The sequence below is a fragment of the Ensifer sp. MJa1 genome (assembly GCF_037026475.1).
Classification (GTDB): domain Bacteria; phylum Pseudomonadota; class Alphaproteobacteria; order Rhizobiales; family Rhizobiaceae; genus Ensifer.
Map to the genome: position 1 here is coordinate 1 of NZ_JAKUMO010000043.1, position 23,001 is coordinate 23,001.

Here is a 23,001-nt window from a genome sequence, read left to right on the forward strand (position 1 = left end):
GGCAGCATGACTGCGCTACTGCGGTCGACTTGCTTTACTTGACTCAGACGGCCCCGTTACCGAAGTCCTGACCCTAGTCATCTGAATCCGAAATTCGTGTCATAAGCTGTTGTCGACCTTCTGACAGAAGCGCTTGACGGATGCGAGAATGTCGTCTGCCGATTTGGTCCAGCGGTATGGCTTTGGGTTTTCGTTGTGGCGCTCGATAAAGCTTTTGATGTCGGCTTCGAGTTGAGCTGTCGAAGTGTGCACGCCACGTCGTAGTTGCTTGCGGGTCAATTCCGCAAACCAGCGTTCGACCTGGTTGATCCAGGAGGCCGAGGTCGGCGTAAAGTGCACGTGGTAGCGTGGCCGCCGCATCAGCCAGTTCTTGATCGATGCAGTTTTATGCGTTGCATAGTTGTCCATCACGATATGCACGTCCAAATCGGGCGGCACGTTCGCCTCGATCTGCTTCAGGAAGTCCAGGAACTCGGTGGCCCGATGCCGCTTGTAGCATTTGCCGATGACAAAGCCGGAGGCGACATCGAGTGCTGCAAACAATGTCGTCGTGCCATGTCGAACATAAGAATGGGTACGCCGTTCAGGCACGCCAGGCATCATCGGCAGCACCGGCTGCTCGCGATCGAGCGCCTGGATTTGGCTCTTCTCGTCCACGCTGAGAACCAGCGCCCGATTGGGAGGCGACAGATAAAGACCGACGATGTCGCGGACCTTATCGACGAACAAAGGATCGCTGGAAAGCTTGAACGTCTCAGTGCGATGGGGCTGCAGGCCGAAGGCGTTCCATATCCGGCGGATCGTCGTGTGCGAAAAACCAGCGGCTCCTGCCATCGAGCGGATCGACCAATGGGTCGCATCCGTGGGCGTAGAACGCAGCGTGCGCTCGATCACAGCAGCAATCTGATCATCGCCGATCGTGCGGGGCCGGCCAGGGCGAACTTCGTCGAGCAGGCCATCGAGCCGATCTTTAAGAAAGCGCCGCCGCCATTTGCCAACCGTATGTTCATGCACGCCGAGTTCCCCGGCAACGACCTTGCTCGCAATTCCGTCGGCACAGCGAAGAATGATCCGGCACCGCTCTGACATGGAGCGAGCAACGCGATGCTTACGCACCTGCCGCTCCAAATGCTCCCGCTCCGCCTCGCTCAAAATCAATGGTGCCGTCGGTCGGCCAGTCGCATTTGCCATTGCTCAACCTCCCATGAACAGGCAAAGCGTACAATGTAATGAACTTCAGTTCCAGATGACTAGCTCGTCGGTCATTATGCGCTCGATCCTTTCAGGGTCGCATTGTTCATCGACCAAGAACTGGCGGACTCCTCCGTGCCATGTCCGGATATCCGCTAGGAACTCCTCGAGGCATTCGACGCCTCTGTCCGTGAAGCCGGTTGTGCCCTCTTCGGTCCCGTTGTGGACGTGCACCATTTCGCCGTAATCGATATTGTCTGAGTTGGCCGAGATCTCTCTGAGCAGTTCGAGGTTTTCGCCGATCGTGGCGGCGACGTCTTCGATCGTATAGATGTGCAGCGAACGAGCCATCAGACGGCCTTTTGCGGAGTGGCGGCCGCCGGAAGCATATTCCACGGCAGCAGGTCTTCAAGTCTGTCTACCGGGTAATCCTTGATCCGGGTTAGGACCTCCGTGAGGTAGGTCTCGGGATTGTGGCCATGCAGTTTGGCTGTTTCGATGATGGTCAGGATATTCGCGATGCGCTCGCCGCCCTTGTCCGAGCCGGCGAAGAGCCAGTTCTTTCTGCCGATTCCGAGGGGGCGCATGGCACGCTCAGCGATATTGTTGTCTATTTCGACGCGGCCGTCGTCGACGTAAACGCTCAACGCTGCCCACCGCGACAGGGCGTAGCGCATCGCTTCCGCCAATTTCTGTTTCTGCGGCAACGTCTGCAGCGTATCCTCGATCCAGACTTTCAGATCCCTCAGGATCGGCCTGGCATGCTCCTGGCGCAGCGCATGCCGCTGATCAGCCGACATGCCGCGGATACGATCCTCGATATCATAGAGCGCGCCGATGCGCGTCAGCGCCTCTTCGGCGATCGGTGACGGCTTCAGCTTGATCACATCATGGAACTTGCGGCGCACATGCGCCATGCACGCGGCCTCGATGATCTGATTGCCGTAAAGCTTCTTATAGCCACCATAGCCATCCGCATGCATCACGCCGCTGAAGTCAGCGAGGTGGTCTGCGGGATGTGCGCCCTTGCGGTCGGGGCTATAATAATAAGCAGTGGCTCTGGGTGTTGGATCTTGATAGCCACTGCCATCGAAGACATAGACCCAGACCCTACCAGTTTTTGTCTTTCCTCGCCCAGGATCGAGAACATCAACCGGGGTATCGTCCGTATGTATTCGATCGACCGCGGCGATATGAGCCCTAATCAGTAAGATCAGGGGCGAAAGCAGAACGGACACACGGCCCATCCAGTCCGCCATGACGGACCGGGAGATGTCTATCCCCAGCCGGCCGTACATCTCGGATAGACGGTAGAGCGGTATGTGGTCGTCGAACTTGGCGACCATGATATGGGCGAGCAAGCCCGGTCCGGGTTTGCCGCGCTCGATCGGCAAGGTCGGCATTTCGCCGGATACCGTCGTATCGCAGTCCTTGCAGATCATGCGCTTTTCGACGTGGCGGACAATCTTCACGGACGCCGGTACGTGCTCCATCACCTGGACCACCTTGTCCGCCGCCTTGAGGAAAGACGAGCCACCACAGGTCGGGCAACTGCAGGGCGGCGCATAGACCAGCTCTTCGGTTGCTAGGTCATCCGGCAGAGGTTTGCGCTTCGGCTTACCAGGTGCGTCATCCAACTCCGGCAAGGGGGCTTTCCCGGAGCGCATCTCTGCCTCCGCGCGAGAGGCCTCGATCTCCTCCAGCATCAGCTCAAATTGCTCGATCTTCCGATCGATCTTTTCCGAAGAAGCGCCATGCTGCCGATGGCGGAGCAAATCCAACTGCGCGCGCAGGAGCCCGATAATGGAGTCGCGCTTGCTGACTTCGGCTTCTTGGCTCTCAAGTTTCGCCGCCTGTTCAGCGACGAGCACGCGCAAAGCAGAAAGCTCGTCCTGACTGTCCAGCGGCGTTGTTTTCATGTCAGAAAACGTAGCCGATTTGCGCCTCAGGCGCTAGCAGTTTTGCCCAGATTCCCTTGTAAAATAAGGTGTTTACCCCGTTCGGCCGGGAGCGGAAGTCCACGCCGGTCGACGCCAGTCGATCCCCTCGATAAGCATGGAAAGTTGGGCCTGTGTCAGGTGCGCCACGCCATCCTTCGCCGTCGGCCAAGGAAAATATCCGCGCTCCAGAACCTTGTAGAATAGGCAGAACCCCTGGCCATCCCACCATAAAAGCTTGATCCGATCCGCGCGCTTGCCGCGGAACCCGAAGATGGCGCCGGATCCTGGCGCTTCCTTTATGACAGACTCGGCCAGCGCTGAGAGACCATCAATCCCACGACGCATGTCGGTCACCCCGCAGGCCAAATAGACCCGCACATTCCCCGATGGCCCGATCATGCTGCCTCCACACAGGCGATCAACGATGCCAGCATCTTTCGCTCGATGTCTGCTGGAACTTTCAACCCCCGACCGTTTCGTAGCAAGATCTTGATAAACACTGGCGTCGGCGAGGCCGCAGGCGTCTGCCCAAGGCTTACGTCGTCGACGAGCTGTACCGGAAGAAACGATGCTGACGCATCGAAGTGGCTAAGTGTCTTCCGCCATAGACGGATCTGAGCCGGATAGATGTCATGGCGACGAGCGACATCACCAATGCGGACGCCAGGCTGGTCAGCTTCTGCCAATATCTTCAGCTTAACTTCTTTCGACCATCGCCGCCTACGTTCGACGCCGGAAATGATCTCCATGCGAGCCATGCCAACCTCTCAGATCTGGTATTAGTGTCAGCACTAATGCTGGTTCTAATGCCAGAACATCGCCTAACTGGCTCATTCAGCAAAATCCGCTCACCGGACGCTCACGATGGATACGCTTCGGCAGGCCAATGAGATACTGCGCAAAGCGTCCGCTTATTTCGCGATGGCGGAGCTCGACCGCCCATTGAAGCGATGATCTCCTTCATCGACGAACACCGATCGGTATTCGGGGTCGAGCCGATCTGCAGACTGCTGCCGATTGCCCCATCAACTTACTACGAGAACGTTGCCAAACGCCTGGACGTGGACCGGTTGTCGGTCCGCGCCCGCAGCCTCCAGCGTAAGCGCCTACATCTTCGGCGCCATCTGCCCGAAGCTCGGCAAGGCGGCAGCGCTCATCATGCCCTGGGGCGACACCTATGCCATGACCCAGCATCTGGCCGAAATCTCACGCCATGTCGCTAAGGATGCACATGCCATCCTCATCATGGACCAGGCGGGCTGGCACATGTCCAATAACCTCATCGTGCCTGAAAACATCACCATCCTGCCGTTGCCACCGAAATCACCCGAACTGAACCCGGTTGAAAACCTCTGGCTGTTCATGCGCGAGAACTGGCTCTCCAACCGCGTCTTCAAATCCTATGACGACATCGTCGCTCATTGCTGCGACGCCTGGCGAAAGCTCGAAAACCATCCCTGGCGCATCATGTCCATCGGACGAAGAGCCTGGGCAAATGGGTTCTGATCAGTGAGAGGCCGTATTAGCGCCATAATGATCGAGGTTTCGAGCAATCGGTTCTTTCGTTTCGACGTCAACCCAACGCCTCTAACGCAATTCAACTCGCCTAAAACCTTCAATCAACGGACTGATGCATCTTTAGATTGTCGAGAACCACTGACGCTCGCGGTCACGACTGGCCATCAGGCCAGTCTTATCTCATGATTTGCCGCCCTTCTATCGCGCCATATCGGAGATAGTGAACCAACGGATTGAGACCACTCTCCGCAACGTCCGGATACATACTCAAATAGGCTGAACCGTTAAAGTTTGGCCCCGGCGATCTCCCTTCCACACCACCATGCATTATATAATGGTCCAGCGGATCCACGTCCTGGACATCCTGGTACTGCCCCAAATACCACTTCACGTCAAAAAAACCCGAAGCAAGCACTAGCCCACGCATTCGCTCATATTTAGGATGCGTGATCCGCTTAAATATTCCACCAAGCACACTGCGCCGCTTGACACCAGTGGCCTCAGTCACCTCACTAAGGTAACGTCTTGCTCGCGATCGCCGTTCTTTCGGTGAGACAGCCCAATGCGCCAGCGCCAGGCAACGTCGCCTCAAATCATCCAATTCCATCTCACTATTCAGTACCCTCTGAGATAATGGATTTGGTTCGTACCGCGTATCCGCTTCCGTCTCCCCACGCCCTTCCGATGGAAAGCCAACATGAATTCGGTGGTTTAGATCCTCTAGAGCTGAGCGCAAACGCTGATTCTCGAGTGCAGCCTGCCCAGCACTAGAATGAAGTGTATGCAATTCGCGCAACGCTGCCTGCAACCGAAATGCTTCAAATCTAGGGAGCCCTACTGTATTGAGTGCGACAAGGCGCATGGCCGGCCATTTGGAATATGTCCGCGCCATGGAATTCGGATTAACTCTATAAAGCACTCCTGTTTTAGGGAGCACTGCAATCTTGCGACCGCTTGAAACCAAACGCATGTAAAGGGCGTAGTCCTCCCACATCGCGCGAGAGGTTTGGTCCCACCCCCCGAACGATCTGAGAGTTTCAGTGCGAAAGCCCGCATTCGCGTGGCCCAATATGTTGTCAGTTTGCGCAGCTATCACCCCATCACCGAGCGGCCTGTAGACATATCCATTTGTGCTGCCGAATACGAAGTCTGTGCCATCATCAAAAGCCTCCAAGTAAGGAACGACAGCATCTATGTCTGCATTCAACATAAAGCTTCGAGCGATATCACTAATAAAGGTGTTCATAGCGACGTCATCTGAATCAATACAGATGGTCAAGTCTGTGGAAACGTTCTTCAGTCCAGTATTTCGAGCTCCCGCCAGTCCCTTATTCTCTTCGTGTTTAATTACAACAATCTTACTAAATTGCGGTTCGTATCGTCTTATCAATTCATTGAGTTGCGCGCTCGCTTCAGCCGTTGATGCATCATTAACGACGATAATTTCGTTCGGTGATACGGTCTGCTGAGCCAGCGACCAAAGGAGATCAGCAACCTGCCGAATAGGGGTATTGAAGAACGGTATGATGACGGCGACCGAGGGGAGATTGAATTCTGAGGCGCGTGGGGCCGTGGCAAAAGGCGCCGCGGCTTCTGCATTAATTTGGGACTGCCGTTCGTTGCTAGCGACAGCTAAATTACACCGAAGTTGCGAAAGTGACTCCGCTGGCTCGGCAAGTAATTTATCGATCTTCTCCCTGAGCGAACGAGCGTCAGGCTTTGCCACAAGCCTTGATGTAAACTCCGAGGGGAGCATTTCTGGCACGCCACCTGCTTCAACCACAACAGGCAAGGCATTTGCCGACATCGCATCATAAATTGAAAAAGGATAGTTGTCGGCGAGATACGGCATTACTACCAAAGAACGCGCTGCTAGTCCTCTCAAGCACAGTATTGCTTCGTCACGTGCGTATCTGTCGTAAATCGAGACTGTGAATCGATCTTTAAGGGTTTCGACCAAGTAGTCGAAATCGGCCGTTTCGGGTTGCGCGCCGCCTATAAGTACAATATCCTTAATACCGAAATCGACAAGCGCCTTACCATCGTCTATACTAATTGCCTCAAGAAACAACTTGAAGCCCTTCATTAGTGTACGTTTACCGAAAAACACCAGGGTGTCGATTCCGCCCATAGGATGCACGGTATCAAATGTCGGAGAATAGGGGTATCGACGCATCTCGATTTTCTGCCGACCAAGCTCTATCCCGACCTCGCTGTAAAGTTCCCGAAGAAATACGCTCGGAAAACACACGACATCTGCGTTCTCAATAGCGACCTTCTCCTTGATTGAGGAAACCATATGTGAAACGCCGTACCAATCCTTTTTCCCGTTCTCCAGATAGTGTGTGTTTCCATGGCAATGCGTGACGACGGAAACCTCATCTCGAAGCAGTCCTGATCTCTTGGCCTGAGCGACCCGACAACCAATCCCCTGATATTCTTGCGATTGGATCGAGACAACGTCAGGGAACAGGAAGAGCAATTGCTCAATAGCACGAAGAACGCGATCCTCGACCGGCAGCGATGAGACATCTATCCCCTGCAACACGTCTTCTGGCGTCATCGTTGCATACGGTCGACCATCCGCCGCCACGAGCCCGTCTGTGGCGACAAGAACAATTACCTTTTCGCGACCATAATTATTTTGCTGCTCAATGATGAAGCTGCCGACGCCACCTGACGCAGTTGCACCATGCATCTCCGAGGTAATCAATATGTGTTCTGGCCACCACTCTTCGGAAGTGCCAAAGGTTTTTCGGAGCCTGGTCTTGTAGCGCTCCGCGTTAAAACCTGCTTGAATAAAACATGTCGTGTGGAACTCGTCCCACTGATTGCACCGAGTCCAGCCTGCTCTTGATATCTCCAAGCCAGCGTTAGATATCAGGTCGCAGAGTTCCGGCAACGCCCACTCACGGACGTGAGCTGCATTCGGAGATGCTCCATCGGTGACTTGTCTGTTCTGTCGAGTTCGGTCGGGCGTCGACAGGACTAGATAAGAGTTCTCATCATAGCTCAGTAGCTTCCTAATTAAGGTCAACACCGGCTGTACATCCGGCAAGTGCTCAATTACGTCCGAAAGTACGATAACAGCGGGTAACCGGGACTTCAATTCGGCCAATAAATCGCGATGAACGTCCCAAGACATCAGGTCGATAGTCGCCCAATCATGATCCGGATGCTCACGACGAGCGACATCAATTGACCCGTTGAAATCCAGCCCCAGAAATTTAATCTTATAATTTTGAGCGCAATATACTAATTTGTCACCACTACCGCAGCCCAGATCAATGACGTTTTCGATGTTCAGACGACGTGCAAGTTCAAATGCCTCGCCGTACACATCTGGCTGCCACACGACCTGGCCACCCAGATCGTCAACGAACTTTTCGTTTATCGTGCGAATTCCACCTCCCGAGGCAAAATTTGACTCTCGGCTAACCGCGGAGACGCTTATTTTATCAAGCCGTGGCGGCTGAAAGCCTTGTGATATACTGGAGAAAATCAAATTCATTATGTGGCCCCGTGAACCCAAGCAGAGATTGCTATGCTACTTTTAAGACAAATCGCTAAAAACTTGATCGATCAGGAAAGCCTCTCTCTCTAGCAGCACGAACCACTTTCTCTGCCAAATCAGCGATCGGCAAGTTAGAAACCCAACCAAACTCTCGGCGAGTTCTTGACGGATCCAGTACTGCGTATTTCAGATCAGAGAGTCGGGATGCAATCATCTCCGGAAAAAGCTTAACTCCAAGCACTCCCTCGACAGCGGTCACAACGTCTATCTCTGAGCTCTCAATGCCTGAGCCCACATTATTCACTCGATATCCTGTGTGCGGTTCGCTCGCGAGCATCAACAGGAGGCGAGATAAATCGTCCACGTCGAAATAATCTCGCAGATTTGAACCGTCGCCGAATACTCTCAGCTTTTGGTTTGTCATCGCACTCCTAATTGCCGCCGTGACGAAACCATGCGGCCCAGAAAGCTGCCAATATCCCACGGGATTGGCTATCCGGAGGGTCGAGACCGGCACCCCCCGCGCAAAAGCAAGAAATTTGAGGGAGGTCTCGATTAAAGATTTCCCGACACCATAAGGGCTAATCGGGTTGGGTGCTGCCTCCTCAACGATCGGCACAGCATGACCAGGACCGTAAATCGTTCCTCCGCTGGAGGCGTAAATGACGTGGCACCGTGCGTTGATGGCCGCGAGCCGCTCAAAGAAGCTCACAGCTAGGCTAACATTTCCAGTGACTTCCGATAACACCGTACCGTTAGCGGCAGCCGAACTCAAATAAATTACTGCCGAGTAATCTTTCGCTCTGCTCCAAAATTCATCACTATCAGATCGGTACAGAACAGATGAAGGAAAGTGCGACTTAAGAAAATCTAGACTTTTTTCTCGCGAATACAGATCAACATCTGCACCATTTTTTCTAAAATACTCGCCGGTATGCAAACCGATGAATCCCGATGCACCTATAATCGCAAATTTCATCAAAAACCAACCTTAAACAAAAAACCTTCTGTATTCAGATCTTGTACTCTACTCTCAACACCCTGCCTAAATAAGCCCCCCCCCTTCGGCAAGCACCCAGCCGAAGCCGTCTCCTGCACTAGTGAGACCTTTTTGGTTCTTATGGCATGGCAAGTAAGAGGCACAATTTTATGAACAGCTCCCGCATGAATAGATTGTATGGCCCAATCCCAATCTTCGTATCCTAGCTGTAATGACAGGTTTGTCTGGCGATACGGAATTGTTAGCATCAAGGTTCTTTCAACGAAGCAGAGCGCTGTCCACAGGTTTGTGAGAGCCAGTGCTGCAATATCGAATATCGGGTCTTCCATATCAACGTGGAGGAATAGATGTGGCCGCACGCCGAAGTAAAGATTTACTTCCGAATGCCAAACAACAGTTCGTGGGTCACTCGATGCCGCGGAGTGCGCCCTACTTAGCCATTCCCTGCCCCACAGATCATCCCCATCTATGAAAGCAACCCAGCGGCCCTTTGCGCGCCGTACACCCGCATTTCTTGCAAGCCCCAAATCTCCCTCATCGACATTAATCACTTGCCAGCCCTTATTTCTTGCTTCGGCAGCGCTTGCGACTTCTTGGGTTTGGTCATCGCACCGGTCTAGTACACATATGACTTCGGATTTGATGCCGTTCGCATTGGCATTATCGATAGCATCTTCAATGCTACTTATTGTCGCGGCAGAGAGCAGCCCCTCCCGATGAAGGTTTAAGATTACCGAAATTTCAATTGCCATGGCTCGGGCTCAAGAACGAAGACTCTCGTGAAAGTTCAGCAACGAAGCCAGACCAGCTATGTTGTTCCACTACTAATTGACGTAAGCGCTGAGCTCGGCGCTCTGCCCCCGCCTTATTCACCCAAATTTCACGCAATGCCTCAGCATACATCGTTTCATCATCGGTACTGTCGATGCGCCAGCCTGTCTCTTCGTGAATTAGCTCTTGTATCCCGCCCACGCCTGAAGCGACAATCGGCAACTCTGTTGCCCCCACGTGTATAACGGTTGTCGGGAGGCCCTCCCATAACGAAGTGAACAAAAATGCATCAAACTCTTGGAGTGGAAGCTCTCCTAAACTCCTGTACCCACCACGAAGCGACAAGTTACCAACTTCAGTTGATAACGCTGTTAAACGCGATTCGAATTCAGTACTTCCAGTGCCGTAGACGGTGAAGTCAATGTCGGGAGCGCATCGAACAATCCGCTCTAGCAATCTCGTGTTCTTTTGCTTCGAAAATCGCCCCGCCCAAATGACTCGCATTCGCTTTCCACCTCCAACCTGGCGGGTCGCGTTTTTGCCTACAGTGCAAGGCTGACGAAGAAGGGCCAACTTGGAGGCATAACTAGCCGGCAACTGATAGTCAGCGATAATTTTTTGAATAAACGTGCTATTATCAATGTATAGCTTCTCGATGTTGTCGATAGTTCCCATAAAATGGGTATCACTATACCCGATTGGAACGCCAGAATCTGTGTAATCTTGGCAAAACATCGCCGCATGCAACCGACACATGCTCGACAGAGCTTTCCCCTTCGACAGGAACAAATCCCAACACGCGCGACTATTTACGTTCATTATTGCTTTGGGCCGCAGCGAAAATACTATTAATTCCGTCAACCTAACCCGATCCTCATGACCGAGTGTCTGATCGATAAGCGGAAGAACGGCGACAAGCGTTCCTGGCGGGAGCCAGTCCACCGCTTCCAGCCTGGGTGCGTCGGTTACAACCACAAGGACAGACTGAACTCCATAAGCGTCGATCGCCGCCTTCACCATGTTTGCGGAGGCAAGATCCGCTCCGCTGTGGACGATCCAAGGGACAAAAACAATTCGATCGATGCCCGCAGGAAGTGACGCAAAGAGCCTGGTCCAGGCTTGGAAGAGCGGGACGCTCGGGATGCTCGCGTTGATGGGAAGTCTCTTTAACGGATGAAAACGGGTCTCCGTTCTAATTGCCGCCTCGATGGGCGACCAGCGCCGGATGTTGAGCCGCAACAGCGCCCTCATTCTCGGTGGGATAACTGTGTCCCGATTATGCCCATGCCGAATGTGAAAGATGATGGGATTAAGTCCGCTTGCGTCCACATCGGGATAGCGCGCACGGTACCACTGCGTATCGAACGACGCACTTGCCGATCGACCTTCCCGTGCCCCGTGATCTAAATAGTGCTCAATAAGATCCACGCCAGCAAGGTCCGGGTACTGCTTAAGATACCAGCACGCGTCAAACCATTGCGAATCTCGGATCAGTTCGTATTCCTCTCGCGCGAGTGCCGGCGAAGGTGGCGCTACCGCGCGAATTTGCCGACCTTCTCTCGCCCCAAATCTTAGGAAGTGGACAAGTGGATTCATCCCAGTTGCGGCTACATCTCTATGGGTAGAAATGTACCATTGACCGTCAAACCCAAGCCCGGGAGACTTCCCCGAGCGCCCCCCTTGTAGTAAAAAGTGCGTGAGAGCGTCACTAGCCGCACTCGTTGGATTTTCCTCAATATACCACTTCTCATCCCAAAAGCATGAACGCGAAACGAGCCGCCGGTCCGCAGCCAACTCAATCCACTGTAAGAGCTTACAAGCGCAGCGCCGACCGGCCACAATCGTAAGCGCTATCCGTAACCAGCTCATCAGGAAACCTTGATTACAATCTGGGATGCACATCCCCTTGCCAAATACAGCTTCAATCGTCGATCCGTCGATCCGTCGATCCGTCGATTCAGGGACTTATCATTGCTGGAAGAGCGCTTGCAAGCGCTTCGTACGTCCTTCTGTGAACGGTCGTTGAGAAGTGCGGCTATTCGCTGCCGAGATGTCCACAGAGGTTTTTCGGCAGTGACTTGCTTGTTCTGAAGCGGATGGGATTGGCTGGCCCCTATGCTTGCCTGCGCGCAGGTAAGCATAGGGGCCAGTGCGTCGAGAAGTATACCAAACGGCTTTTGGGTGAAGGGGTGAGGACTGGTGCAGCCGCAGCGCGTGCCGTAATCTTTGCGTCGAGTGATGAAGCAGGCACAGCGCCGAACGAACGTAAGCGCTCATTTCCATGCGCGTTGACGCGGCCCGGTTGACCGAGGTCGCTGTCAGACGGTCGCATCGGATCAGGCAGCGGCGGCCATGGCGAAGTGGAAAGGCATTAGATCGCTGATGTCGGCATCTGTTGCGCGCTGCGGCAACTCGCTGAGGACATGGCGCAAGTAGGCCAAGGGTGAGATGCCGCAGGCGCGGCATGTCAGCATGAGGCTGTAGACGACGGCACTGGCCCTGGCTCGTACGCATTCGGCGTAGGCTGCAGCGATCGAGCGGCTTGCATGTTATGCTTGGTAAATGGATATCGACGAGGACAAGATCGACGACGCTGTCCTGGCACTGCTATGGCTGACGCTGCATGATGGGCGTCGGGCTTGGAAGGGATTCGATTGGAATGCGACAGACCGACTGTTCAAGAAGGGCCTGATCGGTGATCCGGCGAGCAAGACGAAGTCCTTGATCTTGACGGATGAAGGACTGCAGCGATCAGAGGCATTGTTTCGGGAGTTGTTCATGCGGCGGCAGCAATAGCTATCGCCTTTTGGGCCTTCCAATGCCACGGCAACAATTCATCGATCCGGTCTGCCGGATGATCGGCGATCCGGGCAAGGACGTCAGCAAGCCAGGCCTGTGGATCAATACGGTTCATTTTCGCTGTGACGATCAAGCTGTACATGGCCGCCGCCCGCTGTCCACCGCGGTCTGAGCCGGCAAACAACCAGGCTTTTCTTCCCAATGCCACACCGCGCAGTGAACGCTCGGCACAATTATTCGACAAGCAGATGCGGCCGTCATCGAGGAAGCGGGTAAAGGATGCCCAGCGGTTCAGCATGTAGTCGAAGGCCTTGGCCAGATCGTTGTCGCGAGACAGCTTGGCACGTTGCTCGCGCATCCATACTTCCATGGCGTCTACCACCGGCTTGCTGAGCTGCTGACGGGTTGCCTTGCGCACTTCCGCCGTCTGGCCATTGATCAGGCGTTCGTTCTCGAACAGCGCATCGATCCGCTGCACCATCTGGATCGCGATCGGCGAGATCACGGCGGCGCTTTTGCCTTGCGCTTTTCGGCGCGCATTGGCTTCCAGATCGGCCAGGGCGAAGAACGGCCGCCGGGCGTGTGCCCAGCACGCTGCCTCATAGATCGGCCCCGGACTTCGATCGGGAAGATAGAGCTGTGTATAGCCACTATAGGCATCCGCCTGAAGGATGCCGCTATAGGTGGCCAGATGACTTTGAGGGTGTTCGCCGCCCCGGTCCCGGGAATAATAGAACATCGCCGATGGCGGCGTCGTTCCGCCGAACGGGGCATCGTCACGGACATATGTCCAAATCCGGCCCGTGTCGGTCTTGCCAGCGGCCAGAACAGGAACTGTCGTATCATCGCCATGAACACGTTCGGCTGCAAAAGTATGGGCCTTGATCCGCCTCAGCAGCGGATCAAGGACATGGCAGCAGGCCCCGATCGCATCAGCCACCGTCGACAGGCTGATCGGCACACCTTCCAACGCAAAGCGTTCGACCTGGCGATTGAGGGGGATGTGCTGGCCGAACTTGTCGCAGAGGATCATCGCCAATAGCCCCGGACCCGCCCAGCCCCTCGGGATAACATGGAAAGGTGCCGGCGCCTGGCTGATCTTTTCGCAGTCGCGGCAACTGAACTTTTCCCGCACCGTCTGGATGACTTTCCAGGTACGCGGAACGCTTTCCATCGTCTCAGTGATATCTTCGCCGAGTTTGCGCAACCGCTCACTGCCGCAGCAGTTGCAGGCGACTGGACCAGGCACGACAACACGTTCGCGCGGCAGGTGCTCCGGAAAGGGTTTCTTCACGGGCCGCTTTCGGGTGAAGCCGGCGACAGCAACTGATGCGGCCGCAGCAACGGCCATTTCGGCGGCAAGCTCATCCTCGGTGGCCGTCGCCTCGGCGTCCTCGAGCATCAGCTCCATTTGCGCTATCAGCCGCGAGGTTCGTTCCGACTTCTGACCACGCAGCTCCCTTTGCAGCTTCTCGATATGGACCTTCTGACGAAGAATGATCGCCTGATTATCGGCTTCCTTGGCCTTGGCGACGGCAAGATCGGCTAAGGCGGCGGCGCGTTCCGCACGTGCTACGACCAGCTCAGCCTCGAGAGCCGCGGCATAATCGGGATGCTGTTCCGAGCCGGTTTCCATGCTCGAAGTGAATCACAAAGCCACTGATTTGCATAGCTTTTCTTCAGAATCCAAGCCGCAAATCCACCTATCCGGCGCTCGTCGGCCGCCATGTCTGTTGCGGGTTTCGCCAGTCTATTCCAGACAGAAGATAGGAGAGTTGCGCAGAAGAGATGGTCACTGCACCGCCCTCAACGTTCGGCCAGATGAACCGCCCCCGCTCCAACTTTTTTGTAAACGTGCAACTGCCCTGGCCGTCGTGCCAGATCACCTTCAGATGATTGCTCCTGCGGCCTCGAAAGCAAAACAGATGCCCACACAACGGTTATGTGGCGCGCCACATAACCGTTCAAGGGTGACGTCTTCGTCTTTCGCGGTCGCAGCGGCCGACCGATAAAGGCCCTTTGGCATGATGGGATCGGCCTATCGCTGTACGCGAAGCGGCTCGAGCGCGGCCGCTTCATTTGGCCGGCGACGGAGGATGGTGCGATCGCGCTGACCGCCGGTCAGATGTCCTATCTGCTGGAGGGGATTGATTGGCGAAACCCGCAACAGACCTGGCGCCCGACCAGTGCCGGGTGACCGTCTGAAGGGCGATTACTCCGCAACAAGTTCTTTGAAATGCTAGGCAAATCAGGGCTTCTGTGATTCACTTCGGGCATGGAAAACAGCCCCGATTTGCTTCCCGACGATGTTGCCGCCCTGCGAGCAGAGCTCATCGCGGCACGCGCCAAGGGCGCCCAGATCGAGGCTGAACTTGCCGTTGCCAAAGCCAAAGCGTCCGACGATCTTGCTGTCATTGCCCGGCAGAAGCTGCGCATCGAAAAACTCGAGCGGCAGCTTTACGGCCCGAAGGCAGAGCGTCGCGCCCGGCTGATCGATCAGATGGAGTTCCAACTGGCGGAGTTGGAGATGGCGGCGACTGAACCGCGCCGGGTTTGCCGGAGGCCGTTTGGTTTAAGTTATGCAGCCATGGCTGGTTCGTCCAGCATGGCGTAATACTGCTCCTCGGCTTCGGCTGGCGGGATGTTGCCGATGGGCTCCAGAAGCCGTCGATGATTGAAGCAGTCGACCCATTCCAGGGTGGCGAATTCAACCGCTTCGAAGCTCCGCCATGGTCCGCGCCGATGAATGACCTCGGCCTTGTATAGACCGTTGATCGTTTCGGCGAGAGCGTTGTCGTAAGAGTCACCGACGCTTCCGACGGAAGGCTCGATTCCCGCCTCGGCCAGTCGCTCCGAATACTTGATCGAGACGTACTGGACGCCGCGATCGCTGTGGTGGACGAGACCGCCGCCATGAACGGGACGCCGCTCAACAAGCGCCTGTTCCAAAGCATCGAGGACGAACCCGGCATGCGCCGTTCGACTCACCCGCCAGCCGACAATCCGGCGCGCAAAGGCGTCGATCACGAACGCCACGTAGACGAAGCCTTGCCAGGTGGCGACATAGGTGAAATCCGAAACCCAGAGCCTGTTCGGCGCGGGAGCCTTGAACTGGCGGTTCACCCGATCGAGCGGGCTGGGAGCCGTCTTGTCCGGGATCGTCGTGCGGATCGGCTTGCCCCGGATGATACCCTGAAGTCCCATCGATCGCATGAGCCGGGCGACGGTGCAGCGGGCCACGTCGAAGCCTTCCCGCTTCAGTTGCCGCCACACCTTGCGCACGCCATAGACGCGGAAGTTCGCCTCGAACACACGGCGTATCTCGATCTTCAATGCAATGTCGCTGCGGGCGCGGACCGACAACCGGTCCACGTCCAGGCGTTTGGCAACGTTCTCGTAGTAAGTTGATGGGGCAATCGGCAGCAGTCTGCAGATCGGCTCGACCCCGAATACCGATCGGTGTTCGTCGATGAAGGAGATCATCGCTTCAATGGGCGGTCGAGCTCCGCCATCGCGAAATAAGCGGACGCTTTGCGCAGTATCTCATTGGCCTGCCGAAGCTCGCGGTTCTCCCGCTCCAGAGCCTTCATCTTCTCGGCCACTTCGCTTGGGAGCCCGGGCCGGGAACCATCGTCCACTTCCGCCTTCTTCACCCATTCATTGAGCGTCTGCGCCGTGCAGCCGATCTTGGCGGCGATCGAGGAAACCGCTGCCCATCGCGAGGAATATTCGCCTTGGTGATCCGAAACCATCCGCACTGCTCGGGCGCGGACTTCCGGTGAAAATTTGTTTGTTGTCTTGCTCATATCGGCTCCACTTTCTCAGAAGTTGGAGCCTCCGGCAAACCCGGCGCGGTTCAGAATGAACGGGCAATGGCTCTTGGGCAGGAAATCGTGGTTATTCGCCGGATCGGACCGCGGTGGCCAGCGCGCCGCCGCCATGTACAGCTTGATTGTCTCGGCCAAGATGAACGGCGTCGACACGCAAGCCTGGCTCGCCGACGTACTTCACCGCATCGCCGGTTATCCCGCGCATCGCATCGATGAGTTCTTGCCTTGGAATTGGAAGAGCGCGTCGCCAGCGGCGCACATGCACGCGGCCTGAAGATGCCGGCCATCCGGCCGCAACGCGGACCGCAAATCACGCCGAAAAATCCAAAAGCCTTCAGCCTGCGGCCTTCGCCGGATGCTTACCCTCGTCTTGAAACCAGATTTCTATTCGCTTGCCTTTGGCGGCCCCGCTGGCGATCTCTGCCACTGCGGCGGGGAAGTTTTTTTAAACTCCTCAATGGCTTGAGGGTCCTGTGCATGATGTTTCGGTCTGGCGGCCAGCTTGCGGTAGCCCATGGCACGCACCTCACGGCTCAGCGTTTGTTCGCTCACCGAGACGCGAAACTCTTCCCAAAGCCATTGGACGAGATCACACAGACGCCAGCGCACGACACCATCGAGGTAAGGCGTCGGCCCGCGTTCGAGGGCCTGCGCCAAGGCAGCGCGCTGGCGATCATTCAATCGAGACTTTGGACCGGGAGCCTTGCCATTCATCAGACCGTCGGGACCATGCGCGTTGAAGCGCATGACCCAGTCCCGTACGATCTGAAGAGTGACATTGCCCAGACGCGCCGCATCCGAGCGCGAACCGCCGTCATAGATTGAGGCAAGGGCCAAGAGACGCCGTGCCTGCGCGGCATCCTTTGTCTGGCGCGCCAGACGCCGCAGATGCTCCCCATCAAAATCCAATCGCAGTGAAATCGCTGAACCCATCGCAAAACCTCCGCTTTGCACCAGAGATTCAGATTCATCGCAATTTGGGAAGCCCGTGAGTCGAAGTCAGTGAGGTGCCGCATAAGAACCCAATTTAATAGACAAATTACGGCAGCTCGAATTCTGCCGTAGAAAGTCGCAATCTCCTCATTGGCGAGGCGGACGCGTGGAGAACCATTGTTGGCACCCCCGCTGTCAAGGATAACTGCTCTTGCAGGCCGTGATGAACGTGTCTGCGACGGGATCGCCGAACGATTTTCGATATTCGTTGCCCCCAAGACATTCCGCTATCTGCCAAGCCGATGGCCGAAGGCTGGAGATAGTAGTGAGGGCGAAGCTGCCGAACCGCGCCAACGAGGGGGCCGCATCGGGGCTTGCCTCGACCGGCAAATGCTTTACCAAGACAGCGCGCCGGGCGGCATTTCCGCCCTCGTTGAACAGGGGCGCCGATTGCGGCGCGGGGACAAATTCGGAGACGACTATGTGCGGTATTGTTGGCATCGTTGGCAACCAGCCGGTATCGGAACGACTGGTCGATGCGCTGAAGCGCTTGGAATACCGCGGTTATGATTCCGCCGGTGTCGCCACCGTCATTGGCGGCAAGCTGGAGCGCCGGCGCGCCGAGGGCAAGCTCGTCAATCTGGAGATCAGGCTGCGCGAAGAGCCGCTTGCCGGCACGATCGGCATTGCCCACACGCGCTGGGCAACCCATGGCGCGCCGACCGAACGCAACGCCCACCCGCATTTCACCGACGGGGTCGCCGTCGTCCACAACGGCATCATTGAGAACTTCGCCGAGCTGAAGGACGAACTGATAGCCAGTGGCGCAAAGTTCGCGACGGACACCGACACCGAGGTCGTGGCCCATCTGCTCTCCAAGTTCCGCCGCGAAGGCCTCGGCCGGCGCGAAGCCATGCACGCGATGCTGAAGCGCGTCACCGGTGCCTATGCGCTGGCGGTGCTCTTCCAGGACGATCCTTCGACGATCATGGCGGCGCGTAACGGCCCGCCGCTTGCGATCGGCCACGGCCGCGGCGAAATGTTCCTCGGCTCCGACGCGATCGCGCTTGCGCCCTTCACCAACGAGATCACCTATCTGATCGATGGCGACTGGGCGGTGATCGGGGCGAACGGCGTGCATATCTTCGATCTCGACGGCAACGTCGTCGACCGGCCGAAGCAGCTGTCTACGGCCGTCGCCTACATGATCGACAAGGGCAACCACCGGCACTTCATGGAGAAGGAGATCTATGAGCAGCCGGAGGTGATCGCGCACGCGCTCAGCCACTACATCGATTTTGCCGGCAACCGCATCAAGGCGCTCTCAGGCACGATCGATTTCGCCAAGGTTCCGAGCCTTGCGATTTCCGCCTGCGGCACCGCCTATCTCGCTGGCCTCGTCGGCAAGTACTGGTTTGAGCGTTACGCGCGCCTGCCGGTGGAAATCGACGTCGCGTCCGAGTTCCGCTACCGCGAGATCCCGCTGCCTTCCGAGGCGGCCGCGTTGTTCATCTCTCAATCCGGCGAAACCGCTGATACGCTGGCGTCGCTGCGCTATTGCAAGGAACTCGGCCTGAAGATCGGCGCCGTCGTCAACACGCGTGAATCGACCATCGCGCGTGAATCCGATGCGGTCTTTCCGATCCTTGCCGGCCCGGAAATCGGTGTCGCCTCGACCAAGGCCTTCACCTGCCAACTCGCAGTGCTGGCGTCGCTCGCGATCGGCGCCGGTCGCGCCCGCGGCACGGTGAGTGCTGAGGAAGAGCAGCTTCTCGTGCGCCACCTCGCCGAAATGCCGCGCATCATGGGGCAGGTGCTGAACGCTGTTCAACTGAAGATCGAGCAATTGTCGCATCAACTGGCCAAATGCGATGACGTCCTCTACCTCGGCCGCGGCACCAGCTTCCCGCTGGCGATGGAGGGGGCGCTCAAGCTCAAGGAGATCTCCTATATCCATGCGGAAGGTTATGCCGCCGGCGAACTGAAGCATGGCCCGATCGCGCTGATTGACGAGAACATGCCGGTTATCGTCATCGCGCCGCACGACCGCTTCTACGAGAAGACCGTTTCCAACATGCAGGAAGTGGCGGCCCGCGGCGGCCGGATCATTCTCATCACCGACGAGAAGGGCGCCGCCGCCTCCAAGCTCGAGACTATGGCGACGATCGTGTTGCCTGACGTCGATGAGCTCATCGCGCCGATGATCTTCTCGCTGCCGATCCAGCTCCTTGCCTATCACACGGCGGTGTTCATGGGCACCGACGTCGACCAGCCCCGCAACCTCGCCAAATCGGTGACCGTCGAATGATCTGATTAATGCAGAGGTCTTACGAGCTGGGAGACCGTCCGCGGCCAAAGCCCTTAGGCCCGTCGCCTCGCCGACCAGGTCGGGGCCTGCGCCCGGCGCTGAAGCCATACCTGTGAGCGGCGATACGCTTCTGCGAATGGTGAGCTCACCGGTACACGTCTCCTATCCTACCCCTCGGATCGTTGGCATCGACGATTGGGCGTGGCGCAAGGGCCAGCGTTACGGCACGATTGTCTGCGATCTGGAACGCAACTGCGTTCTTGATCTGCTTCCCGAACGAAATGCTGATGCTGTAGCCGAATGGCTTGCCCGCCATCCTGGGGTAGAAATCATCGCCCGCGACCGTGCTGGCGTTTATGCAGAAGGGGCACGACGAGGCGCCCCTGATGCCGCTCAGATCGCGGATCGATGGCATCTTCTCGCGAATTTGGGTGAAGCCCTTCGTCTGGCGGTCGGTCGTCATCGCAAAGCTGTTCGTCTTGCCGGCGTCGCCGCGATGAATGAAATCGCTGCTGGAGGTCATGAGACACCCCCCGAACACCCCGCGCAGAAACAAACAACGCTGCAAGGCTTGCGGCACCAGCGAAAGCTGCAGCGTCGTGACCTGTATGAAGAGGTGATGCGCCTGCGTGACGCCGGAATCACCTCTGCGAGGCAGATTGCGCCGCGGGTCGGCATGAGTGTGCGTACAATTGAACGGTGGCTGGCAGCGGGCGGTGAGCCCGAACACCACCGCCTTTCAGTTCAATACCGTACCCTCTCGGCGTTCGAGGATTATCTTCTTCGACGTTGGAACGAAGGTTGCCACAATGGCCGAGAGCTTCTGTCCGAGATCAAAGCCCAGGGATTTAAAGGAAGCCGCGCCACTGTTTACCGATGGACCGCAGACCTGAAGAAACAGCAACGATCGTCCAAACAAGAAAAGAACCGTCCCTGGCGACCGCCATCCCGGCGAAGATGTGCATGGCTTCTGGGTCAGGACCCGCAATCCTGTGATGCGAAGGCCGCGTGTTTCCTGAAGCATGTTTACGAACATGCGCCGCAGCTTTCGGTTGCCGGGCATCTTTCTCGCCGATTAGCAGAATAGTGCGGGGTGATGATCCATCTCTCTTGGAGGGATGGATCGCTGAGGCCGGGGACAGCGAACTGTCCTCTTTGGCTGCCGGAATTAGCCGCGACATCGAGGCTGTCCGCGGCGCGATCAATCATCGATGGACAACCGGCCCCGTCGAGGGTCAGATCAACCGCCTGAAGACGCTGAAGCGGCAGATGTATGGTCGTGCCGGCTACGCACTGCTGCGCAGTCGCGTTCTACTGGCGGCATAGCTCAAACTCAGAATGCCGGGGACGGCAACCATTCAGCATTGCTTGGGGCGGAGCGTCGGCCTTAGATTTGTTCGAAGCTCTACAAGGATTGCGATATGACTGCGCATCAGACGTCCTTCACCGAAGCAATGAGCCTTGATGATCTCGAAGCTTATCTCATGTCCGACAGTTCTCCAGCGGAGAGTATGCTGCTGTCCGATCTGGATGGCTTTTTGACCGGCATCGCCGTCGGGCCGGAGGCAATCCCGCCCGACGAGTGGTTGCCGGTTATTTGGGGTGAGTCAGCGCCTCAGTTTGACGATGAGAGCCAAGCGCAGGCTGTCCTTGGGGCCATTATGGGCCGTTACGACGAGATCGTCCGGCAAATCGACAACGAGACCGTCGAGCCTATTTTTTGGCAGTCCGGCGATACCGTCATCGCCTGGGACTGGGCTGACGGCTTTGTTGAGTCCTTCGCCTTGCGCCAGCGTCACTGGACGAAGATGCTCAAGTCTGAAGCCGCGATGCTGCTCGTTCCCATCATGATGCTCTGTGATCCCGAAAATCTACCCGATGACCTTGCCATCGAGGAAAAAGAGCAGGTGATTGACGACGCAATTGAGGCCCTGCCGGACACCGTTTTGGCAATTGCGGCCTATTGGCGTATGTCCGAACTCGAAAAGAAAAGCATCTCTGCTGGCCTGCGCTCGTTTGCCAGTCCCGGCCGAAACGATCCCTGCCCATGTGGGTCAGGCAAAAAGTTCAAGAAGTGCTGCGGGACTAACTCCTGAACAACCCATGGCGGAACCGCGAGCAGGCCGAGGTGGATCGCCGAACCTGACCTGCACCAAAAATGCGGAAGAACCCCTGATCGTCGCGCTATAGCGTGGAAGCTTATGACGAGCGGCGAGTCCTATCGCCAAGGAGAAGGCAAGCGCAGACATCGTAAAAGTTCAGCCACCACGGTGAGCAAAGACAAAATGCTACCGTGTGAGCTGATGCGTGAACTTGCAAGCGAAGAGCAGATGATGCGATCGGACGATCCAAGACGCGTGAAACTCCGTTAGGTCCACTGACCGCTAAAGGTCGAGATTATGTTAGGAATACGCGTTGCGGAAATCATCTTGGCCAGTGGTCAATGTGCGACCACACCAAAAGGCCGCACATATGGAAGCAAGCGATCCGGTCAAGAATATCTGCAGAAAACACTTGCAAGTGGGAGCCGTCCACATATGGACCTACGTGCGCGATGACCGGTCCTACGGCGGCGCCGCAGCGCCGGCGGCCATATACTATGCGTCGAGCGACCGCCGCGGCGAGCATCCGCAGAAGCACCTAGCCGCGTATGGCGGCATTCTGCAGAGCGATTGTTACAATGGCTTCGAGCCGCTCATTGTCGCCGAAAAGAAAGCGGTACCGATCACCTTCGCCTTTTGCCATGCGCATGCGCGGCGCAAATTCTTTGAACTGGCCGATATCCAGAAACGTGCCCGCGACCGCAAACGCAAGGGCAAGCCGATCTCGCCGATCGCCCTGGAGGCCGTCCAACGGTACGATGCGCTGTTCGAGATCGAGCGTGACATCAACGGATTGAGCGCCGCAGAACGGCGGGCGGTGCGGCAGGAAAAGAGCAAGCCGCTGTTCGACGAAATGCACGCGTGGCTGAAACGGGAGCGCGCCACGCTCAGCAAATCGTCCGAGGTGATCGAGCCGATCGATTACATGCTGAAGCGTTGGGATGGCTTTGCCCGTTTCCTCGAAGATGGGAGAGTTTGTCTCACGAACAACGCGGCCGAGCGCGCGCTCAGAGGTATTGCGAGACGTGTTTCATTATGCACCCCTTCGTTAAGTGTCTGTAAACATTGGAAGCGTGTCCGCATCAACATCGCGCA

General features: G+C 56.6%; 17 protein-coding genes, 8 pseudogenes and 2 other annotated features. Of the genes and pseudogenes, 11 read left to right on the plus strand and 14 right to left on the minus strand.

What is annotated here, in order from left to right:
* Positions 1 to 99: 99 nt before the first annotated feature.
* The 5 genes from MKZ91_RS30695 to tnpA all read right to left on the minus strand — a co-directional run bounded on the left by MKZ91_RS30695 (position 100) and on the right by tnpA (position 3,889).
* Entirely contained in the window at positions 100 to 1,191 is a 1,092-nt protein-coding gene (locus tag MKZ91_RS30695; protein ID WP_336174791.1) for an IS630 family transposase, read from the minus strand.
* A gap of 45 nt (positions 1,192 to 1,236) precedes the next feature.
* Entirely contained in the window at positions 1,237 to 1,542 is a 306-nt protein-coding gene (locus MKZ91_RS30700) for a hypothetical protein (RefSeq protein WP_336174792.1), read from the minus strand.
* Positions 1,542 to 3,110 carry an IS66 family transposase gene (tnpC, locus tag MKZ91_RS30705; protein ID WP_336174793.1) on the minus strand — a complete coding sequence of 523 codons (1,569 nt, stop codon included), beginning with the start codon at positions 3,108 to 3,110 and terminating at the stop codon, positions 1,542 to 1,544. Before tnpC (MKZ91_RS30705) ends, MKZ91_RS30700 begins: the two co-directional genes overlap by 1 nt.
* A gap of 72 nt (positions 3,111 to 3,182) precedes the next feature.
* On the minus strand, positions 3,183 to 3,530 hold the full coding sequence (gene tnpB, locus MKZ91_RS30710) for an IS66 family insertion sequence element accessory protein TnpB (protein WP_336174794.1): 348 nt from the start codon (positions 3,528 to 3,530) through the stop codon (positions 3,183 to 3,185).
* Positions 3,527 to 3,889: an IS66-like element accessory protein TnpA gene (tnpA, locus tag MKZ91_RS30715; RefSeq protein ID WP_336174795.1), complete on the minus strand. Its 363-nt coding sequence runs from the start codon at positions 3,887 to 3,889 to the stop codon at positions 3,527 to 3,529. The genes tnpB (MKZ91_RS30710) and tnpA overlap by 4 nt, the downstream gene beginning before the upstream one ends.
* A gap of 115 nt (positions 3,890 to 4,004) precedes the next feature.
* On the opposite strand from tnpA, the pseudogene MKZ91_RS30720 reads away from it, so the two are divergent.
* Both MKZ91_RS30720 and MKZ91_RS30725 read left to right on the plus strand, forming a co-directional pair.
* A pseudogene (locus MKZ91_RS30720) lies at positions 4,005 to 4,252 on the plus strand (IS3 family transposase); the annotation flags it as partial.
* Positions 4,040 to 4,156, plus strand: a sequence feature (AL1L pseudoknot). Its footprint overlaps the pseudogene before it by 117 nt.
* Positions 4,176 to 4,637, plus strand: a pseudogene (locus MKZ91_RS30725) (IS630 family transposase); the annotation flags it as partial. The pseudogenes MKZ91_RS30720 and MKZ91_RS30725, both read left to right, overlap by 77 nt.
* A gap of 187 nt (positions 4,638 to 4,824) precedes the next feature.
* Here MKZ91_RS30725 and MKZ91_RS30730 read toward each other — a convergent pair.
* The 5 genes and pseudogenes from MKZ91_RS30730 to MKZ91_RS30750 form a co-directional block, all read right to left on the minus strand.
* Positions 4,825 to 8,160: a glycosyltransferase gene (locus MKZ91_RS30730; RefSeq protein ID WP_336174797.1), complete on the minus strand. Its 3,336-nt coding sequence runs from the start codon at positions 8,158 to 8,160 to the stop codon at positions 4,825 to 4,827.
* 55 nt (positions 8,161 to 8,215) lie between these two features.
* Positions 8,216 to 9,142: an NAD-dependent epimerase/dehydratase family protein gene (locus MKZ91_RS30735; RefSeq protein WP_336174798.1), complete on the minus strand. Its 927-nt coding sequence runs from the start codon at positions 9,140 to 9,142 to the stop codon at positions 8,216 to 8,218.
* Positions 9,142 to 9,915 (minus strand): glycosyltransferase family 2 protein, encoded by a 774-nt coding sequence (locus tag MKZ91_RS30740; RefSeq protein ID WP_336174799.1) that lies wholly within the window; start codon positions 9,913 to 9,915, stop codon positions 9,142 to 9,144. Before MKZ91_RS30740 ends, MKZ91_RS30735 begins: the two co-directional genes overlap by 1 nt.
* Entirely contained in the window at positions 9,905 to 11,362 is a 1,458-nt protein-coding gene (locus MKZ91_RS30745) for a glycosyltransferase family 4 protein (RefSeq protein ID WP_336174800.1), read from the minus strand. The genes MKZ91_RS30740 and MKZ91_RS30745 overlap by 11 nt, the downstream gene beginning before the upstream one ends.
* A gap of 908 nt (positions 11,363 to 12,270) precedes the next feature.
* A pseudogene (locus tag MKZ91_RS30750) lies at positions 12,271 to 12,438 on the minus strand (transposase domain-containing protein); the annotation flags it as partial.
* 58 nt (positions 12,439 to 12,496) lie between these two features.
* On the opposite strand from MKZ91_RS30750, the gene MKZ91_RS30755 reads away from it, so the two are divergent.
* The gene (locus tag MKZ91_RS30755; RefSeq protein ID WP_336174801.1) at positions 12,497 to 12,730 is read left to right on the plus strand and encodes a DUF6429 family protein; all 234 of its coding nucleotides are present in this window, start codon (positions 12,497 to 12,499) and stop codon (positions 12,728 to 12,730) included.
* On the opposite strand, the gene tnpC (MKZ91_RS30760) is transcribed toward MKZ91_RS30755, so the two are convergent.
* Complete coding sequence (tnpC, locus tag MKZ91_RS30760) at positions 12,711 to 14,369, minus strand: IS66 family transposase (RefSeq protein WP_336174802.1); 1,659 nt, start codon at positions 14,367 to 14,369, stop codon at positions 12,711 to 12,713. The two genes, MKZ91_RS30755 and tnpC (MKZ91_RS30760), sit on opposite strands and share 20 nt — an antisense overlap.
* Positions 14,370 to 14,436: 67 nt before the next feature.
* Positions 14,437 to 14,670 (minus strand): IS66 family insertion sequence element accessory protein TnpB, encoded by a 234-nt coding sequence (gene tnpB / locus MKZ91_RS30765; RefSeq protein WP_336174804.1) that lies wholly within the window; start codon positions 14,668 to 14,670, stop codon positions 14,437 to 14,439.
* Positions 14,671 to 14,705: 35 nt separating this feature from the next.
* Here tnpB (MKZ91_RS30765) and tnpB (MKZ91_RS31725) point away from each other — a divergent pair.
* A pseudogene (gene tnpB, locus MKZ91_RS31725) lies at positions 14,706 to 14,930 on the plus strand (IS66 family insertion sequence element accessory protein TnpB); the annotation flags it as partial.
* A gap of 78 nt (positions 14,931 to 15,008) precedes the next feature.
* Positions 15,009 to 15,275, plus strand: a pseudogene (locus MKZ91_RS30770) (IS66 family transposase); the annotation flags it as partial.
* Between the two features lie 35 nt (positions 15,276 to 15,310).
* Here MKZ91_RS30770 and MKZ91_RS30775 read toward each other — a convergent pair.
* A protein-coding gene (locus MKZ91_RS30775) for an IS3 family transposase (RefSeq protein ID WP_336174805.1) occupies positions 15,311 to 16,539 on the minus strand; the annotation gives its coding sequence in 2 pieces (ribosomal slippage) (positions 15,311 to 16,245 and positions 16,245 to 16,539; 1,230 coding nt in all).
* Positions 16,142 to 16,258, minus strand: a sequence feature (AL1L pseudoknot). It overlaps the preceding gene by 117 nt.
* A 73-nt stretch (positions 16,540 to 16,612) precedes the next feature.
* Here MKZ91_RS30775 and MKZ91_RS30780 point away from each other — a divergent pair.
* Positions 16,613 to 16,837, plus strand: a pseudogene (locus tag MKZ91_RS30780) (transposase domain-containing protein); the annotation flags it as partial.
* A gap of 84 nt (positions 16,838 to 16,921) precedes the next feature.
* Here MKZ91_RS30780 and MKZ91_RS30785 read toward each other — a convergent pair.
* A pseudogene (locus MKZ91_RS30785) lies at positions 16,922 to 17,520 on the minus strand (helix-turn-helix domain-containing protein); the annotation flags it as partial.
* Positions 17,521 to 17,977: 457 nt separating this feature from the next.
* On the opposite strand from MKZ91_RS30785, the gene glmS reads away from it, so the two are divergent.
* The 5 genes and pseudogenes from glmS to tnpC (MKZ91_RS30810) all read left to right on the plus strand — a co-directional run.
* A complete protein-coding gene (gene glmS, locus MKZ91_RS30790) occupies positions 17,978 to 19,804 on the plus strand; it encodes a glutamine--fructose-6-phosphate transaminase (isomerizing) (RefSeq protein WP_336174806.1) in 1,827 nt (608 codons plus the stop codon).
* Between the two features lie 112 nt (positions 19,805 to 19,916).
* Entirely contained in the window at positions 19,917 to 20,891 is a 975-nt protein-coding gene (locus MKZ91_RS30795) for a transposase (protein WP_336174807.1), read from the plus strand.
* Positions 20,891 to 21,130, plus strand: a complete 240-nt coding sequence (locus MKZ91_RS30800) for a transposase (RefSeq protein ID WP_442892376.1) — start codon at positions 20,891 to 20,893, stop codon at positions 21,128 to 21,130. The genes MKZ91_RS30795 and MKZ91_RS30800 overlap by 1 nt, the downstream gene beginning before the upstream one ends.
* Positions 21,131 to 21,225: 95 nt before the next feature.
* The gene (locus MKZ91_RS30805; RefSeq protein WP_336174809.1) at positions 21,226 to 21,900 is read left to right on the plus strand and encodes a UPF0149 family protein; all 675 of its coding nucleotides are present in this window, start codon (positions 21,226 to 21,228) and stop codon (positions 21,898 to 21,900) included.
* A 439-nt stretch (positions 21,901 to 22,339) separates the two neighbouring features.
* Positions 22,340 to 22,927, plus strand: a pseudogene (tnpC, locus tag MKZ91_RS30810) (IS66 family transposase); the annotation flags it as partial.
* Between the last annotated feature and the right edge of the window lie 74 nt (positions 22,928 to 23,001).